Annotated in this window: 3 protein-coding genes; 1 reads left to right on the forward strand and 2 read right to left on the reverse strand. The window is 60.9% G+C overall.

The features are described 5' to 3' along the window. Positions 1-340: 340 nt before the first annotated feature. Together FE784_RS40315 and FE784_RS40320 are read right to left on the reverse strand one after the other, a co-directional pair. Complete coding sequence (locus FE784_RS40315) at positions 341-874, reverse strand: hypothetical protein (RefSeq protein WP_139607942.1); 534 nt, start codon at positions 872-874, stop codon at positions 341-343. Then, positions 871-1,203 (reverse strand): YtrH family sporulation protein, encoded by a 333-nt coding sequence (locus tag FE784_RS40320; protein ID WP_139607944.1) that lies wholly within the window; start codon positions 1,201-1,203, stop codon positions 871-873. Before FE784_RS40320 ends, FE784_RS40315 begins: the two co-directional genes overlap by 4 nt. 169 nt (positions 1,204-1,372) lie before the next feature. Here FE784_RS40320 and FE784_RS40325 point away from each other — a divergent pair, with 169 nt between their 5' ends. Beyond that, a complete protein-coding gene (locus tag FE784_RS40325) occupies positions 1,373-5,113 on the forward strand; it encodes a DNA polymerase III subunit alpha (protein WP_139607943.1) in 3,741 nt (1,246 codons plus the stop codon). Positions 5,114-5,620 lie beyond the last annotated feature (507 nt).

A 5,620-nucleotide genomic window follows, 5' to 3' on the forward strand; every position in this document is an offset into this window, starting at 1 on the left:
AAGCCTTCGAAGTCGATTCCGAATACTTTCGGGGGAGCCCCCAAGAAGATAACACCCCCGAAAGTGAAGCATCCTTTCGAAGTCGATTCCGAATACTTTCTGGGGAGCCCCGAGATAATACCCCCGAAAGTGAAGCAAACCTTCGAAGTCGATTCCGAATACTTTCGGGGGAGCCCCCGAGATAACACCCTCGAAAGTGAAGCAAGCCTTCGAAGTCGATTCCGAATACTTTCGGGGGAGCCCCAAGATAATCCCCCCGAAAGTGAAGCATCCTTTCGAAGTCGATTCCGAGCACCGGAGGCTTTGTCATTCCTAACTGTATCCGTTTTATCGGCAAAAATCAACGGAACAGGAACGAGTCGGCCGCCGAGGAAGGCTTGGACTTGATGTACACGATCAGCTCGGTCTGGATGACGGCGACACCGGTCGCTTCCACCTTGAACACGTGCTCCTTGACGGTATACTGGTCCGAGACGATTTCCTGCAGCTTGCGGATTTCCGCTTGCCGCCCATTTTCGGAGCCGGAGACGAATAGCGACATGCTCTGCCCCTCGTAGACGGGCTCCAGCTTTTTCATCACCTGCTGCTTCAGCTCCTGCTCGATGACCGGGTCGAGCGGGGAGGAAGGGCTGCTTTCGTAGCGGACCGTTATTTTTTTGATGACGGACTGGCTGTTCTTGAACTTGTTCAAGTTCTGGATTTCTTTCTTCAAGTTGTCGTTCTCGTCCTGCAGCACGGTGTTGCGTTCTACGAGCAGGCTGAAGTTCGTTTGGTGCACGCTCATGTAGACGGCGCTGCCGATCACCATTCCGGACAGAAACAACCCGATTCCCGACAGCCATCGCTTAAACGGCTCCGGTGACGGGACTCTCAAGACTGGACGCTCCCCTGGCAAATCCATTTCACCAGCACCGTGCCGATATGCGCGCCGGCAAAAGCGCTTACGAAGTACATGATCTGCTTGAAGGCGGGGGACAGGTGTCCTTCCAGAAAGTTCGTCTCGATGACCCGGATCGGGTCGATCGTCCCGCCGACGGCCGCCACCATCGCCCAAATTTTGATGCGTCCGGCTATATCGAGCATTTTGTAGGCGGGCGCCTGCAGCGTCATCACCGAACCGACCCCGGCCAACAGGCAGGCGCCGAGCACGATGCCGAAGGCGACGAAGAAATCGATCGCCAGATTGGTCATAAATTCCTTCATCATTGGCACAACCCCTTATGCGGCTGCTTCGCCTGCCGGTCCGCGTATCCTTGTCCGGCCCGGAAGCTTGGCCTTGCGTTTCTATCACTATTGTATGGGAATCCCCCCGGCGAATATGCTACAATATAAGAAAAGCGAACAAAAGGCGAACGGGCGGGAGGGACATGCTATGAACGGGTTTGTGCATTTGCACGTACACAGCGAATACAGTTTGCTAGACGGGGCTTCCCGCATCGAGAAATTGGCCGGGCAAGCCGCCCGGCTCGGCATGTCCGCGCTGGCGCTCACCGACCATGGCGTCATGTACGGGGCGGTCCCGTTCTACAAGGCGTGCAAGGCGAACGGCATCAAGCCGATTATCGGCTGCGAAATGTACGTCACGACAGGGTCGATGCGGACAAAGGCGACACGCCAGGAGCAGCCGACCCATCATTTGATTTTGCTCGCCAAAAACGCGGCGGGCTATCGCAATCTGATGCGGCTGTGCTCGGACGCCCATCTGCACGGCTTTCATTATAAGCCGCGGACCGATCTGGAGCAGCTGGCGCTCCATGCGGAAGGGCTCATCTGTTTGAGCTCCTGCCTCGGCAGCGAAATATCGCAGCATTTGCTGCATGACCGGCGCGAGGAGGCGAAGGCGGCGGCGCTTCGGTTCCGCGGCATATTCGGGGACGACTTTTACCTCGAGATCCAGGATCACGGCATGTTGGAGCAGAAAAAAGTGATGCAGGAGATGATCGCGCTCGCCCGCGAAACCGGCATTCCGCTCGTCGCCACGAACGACGTGCATTACGTGCAGGCCGAGGACCACGTCATGCAGGACGTGCTGATCTGCATCGGAACGGGCAAGACGGTGGACGATCCGGACCGGCTGAAATTCCATACGGAGCAAATGTATTTGAAGAGCCCGCAGGAGATGGCGCGGTTGTTCGCCCATGCGCCGGAAGCGTTGGACAATACGGTTCTCGTCGCCGAGAAATGCTCGCTCGAGCTTGAATTCGGCCGATCGATCCTGCCGGAGTACCGTCCGATACCGGAAGGGGTTACGACCGGAAGCTATTTGCGGCAGCTTTGCGAGGAAGGGCTGGAGCGGCGTTATGCGGGCAAGCCGGAATGGAGCGATCCGGAATATCGGGAGAAGCTCGGGGATCGGCTCCGTTACGAGCTGGACGTCATCGGCAATATGGGGTACTCGGACTATTTCCTGATCGTCTGGGATTTTATCCGGTTCGCCCACGAGAAAGAAATCGTCACCGGTCCGGGGCGGGGCTCGTCGGCGGGAAGCCTCGTCGCTTATGTGCTGCGGATTACGGACGTCGATCCGATCGAGTACGGACTCTTGTTCGAGCGATTCCTGAATCCGGAACGGGTGTCGATGCCGGATATCGATATCGATTTCAGCGATGAACGGCGGGACGAGGTCATCGATTACGTCGTGGACAAATACGGCACGGAGCATGTCGCGCAAATTATTACGTTCGGCACGATGGCGGCGAAGGCGGCCGTCCGGGACGTCGGGCGCGTCATGAATTTGCCGTACCACGAAGTGGACCGCGCGGCCAAAATGATCCCGAACCAGCTCGGCATTACGATCGAGGAAGCGCTGCGGCTGAATCCGGAGCTGAAGGAGCTGTGCGCGAAGCACGAAGGGACCGCCCGACTCGTCGAGATGGCGATGAAGGTGGAAGGGCTGCCGCGTCACGCTTCGACCCACGCCGCCGGCGTCGTCATCTCGCGGGAGCCGCTCACCCATTACGTGCCGCTGCAGGAAGGCGCGGGCAGCGTCGCCTTGACGCAGTATTCGATGGAGCATCTGGAAGCGATCGGGCTGCTGAAGATGGATTTTCTCGGCTTGCGCTATTTGTCCATTATCGAGCGGACGTTGAAGTGGATTCGCGAGCAGCAAGGCGTATCCGTCGATTTTCACAACGTATCTTACGAAGACCCGCTTACGTACGAGCTGCTCGGCCGGGGCGATACGACCGGCGTATTCCAGCTCGAATCGCCGGGCATGCGGCGCGTGCTGAAGGAATTGAAGCCGTCGTCGTTCGAGGATATCATTTCCGTCGTGGCGCTGTACCGGCCGGGGCCGATGGAGTTTATCCCGAAATTTATCCAGGCGAAGCACGGGATTATTCAAGTCGAGTACCCCCATCCGGCGCTTGAACCGATTTTGGCCGATACGTACGGCATTATCGTCTATCAGGAGCAAATTATGCAGATCGCCTCGAAGATGGCGGGCTTCCGTCTCGGCGAAGCAGACCTGCTGCGGCGCGCGGTCAGCAAGAAGAAGCGCGAGGTGCTGGACGAGGAGCGGGCGCATTTCGTCGGGGGCAGCTTGAAGCAGGGATATGCGCAGGCCGATGCGGACAAAGTGTACGACATGATCGTCCGGTTCGCCGACTACGGCTTTCCGCGGGCCCATGCTACCGCGTACGCCGTACTGGCGTTCCAGACCGCCTATTTGAAGGCGCATTATCCGGTGGCGTTCATGGCGTCGATGCTCGCATCGGTCATGGGCAACCACCGCAAGGTGGCCGAATACGTCGACGAATGCCGCAAAATGGGCATCGAGGTGCTGCCGCCGGACGTGAACGTCAGCCGCATTCAGTTTACGCCGGCGAACGGGGCGATCCGGTTCGGTCTCGCGGCGATCAAAAACGTCGGCACGCACGCGATGGAATCGATTATCGGCGAGCGCGGGGAGCGGCCTTACGCGAACCTGCTCGACTTCTGCCGCAGGGTCGATATGCGCGTATGCAACAAACGGGTGATCGAATCGCTCATTCAGGGCGGGGCGATGGACTCGCTGCCCGGCCACCGCGCGCAAGGCATCGCGATCCTCGACGAAACGGTGGAAGCGGCGCAGAAGTGGAAGAAGGAGCGGGAAGATTTGCAGCTTCACTTGTTCGGCTTTACGGAGGAGACAAACTGGACGATCGACATTCCGGAGGTGCGGCCATATACGCCGATGCAGCAGCTGGAATTCGAGCGCGAGCTGCTGGGCCTTTATTTGTCCGGCCATCCGCTGGACGCCCACGAGGAGCTGATGGCGGAGATCGAAGCCGACCTGCTTCACGAGCTGCCGGACTACCCGGACAACGCGGATGTGCTCGTCCCGGGGATGGTGCTGTCGGGCAAGCCGATCCTGACCAAGAAAGGGCTGCCGATGGGCTTCATCGAGCTGGAGAACCGCATCGCGAAGGTCGAGGTCGTGTTGTTTCCCGAAGTATGGAAGCAGGCGTCCCCGTTCGTGCAGAAGGGCAGCGCGCTGCTGGTCAAGGCGCGCCTCCAGCACCAGGACGAGGACGTCAAGCTGATCGCGGACCGCGTGCTGCCGCTGGACGCGCCCGACGCGGCCGAGCAAGCGCGGGCGATGCGCCGCGCGCCGGCCGGGCGCGGGAGCGCGCCGCGCGCGGGCGGCAGCCGCGCCGTCGGGGCGCGTGCCCCGGGCGCGAACGCGCCGACGGCTGCGAACGCGACGGCGGCTGCGGACGCGGGAGCACGCGCGTCCGGCGAGCGCGCGGCTGCGGCTGCGCCGGCTCGGCCGCAAGTGACGGCAGCCCGCCCTCCGGGCGGGCGCGTGCCGACGGAGCGGCCTGCCGCGGCGGAGCCGCAGCCGCGCGTGCCGCAGGCGCGCGAGACGCGGCCGGAGCCCGCGCGCGGCGCAGCAGCCGGGCGGGCGCAGCGGCTGTTCGTCAAGATCGCGGCCGACCGCGAGCAGACGCAGCGGCTCGGCCGCCTGCAGGCGCTGCTGCAGCAGCATGCCGGAGCGATGCCGGTCGTGCTGTTCTACGAGCGGGAGCAGCGGGTGCTAGCGCTTAGCGAATCGTATAACGTGAAGCCGTCTCCGGACCTGATCCGCGAAATCGGCGAGATTATGGGAGCCGATTCGGCGCGGGTGAAGTGACGGCAGACAATCGGAAGCCGGCATCTGCCGCAGAGCCACCACCGGTATGTGCACGCAGGAAGCGGACGGGCCGCAGGAAATCGCGCGGCAAGGCTGTCGGACCGTCTTTGCCGTCATGAGTGCGGCGTCGCGCGCCGGACGCTGCAGCTGCATGAAGTCCAGACTGAAAAACCAACCTCCAATACCGCCGCAACTGCGGCGAATATTGGAGGTTTTGTTATGTTTTGTTGTTCCTACCGGGGACCGCCTCGCCATGTTCTACTGTTCCGTCCCGGCCCCGCAAGACGGCACGTTACGCGGAAATGGAACCCGAAGCAACCGCTTCCGAACCGAGATTAAGCAACATTGAGAGTGGGGTCACAATCGGCCGGATAGGCGGAACCGGAAAACGACTAGCCCATCGTGGTATTACACGGTATTCCTGCATAGTTAGGTCGGTTGGTCCTGCCCATGAAACGAGCAGATAGAGATAAGGCTGAAACGAGCACTAAATGCGGCGTGACGCCG

Source organism: Paenibacillus hemerocallicola (assembly GCF_006265175.1).
Lineage (GTDB): Bacteria > Bacillota > Bacilli > Paenibacillales > NBRC-103111 > Paenibacillus_AB > Paenibacillus_AB hemerocallicola.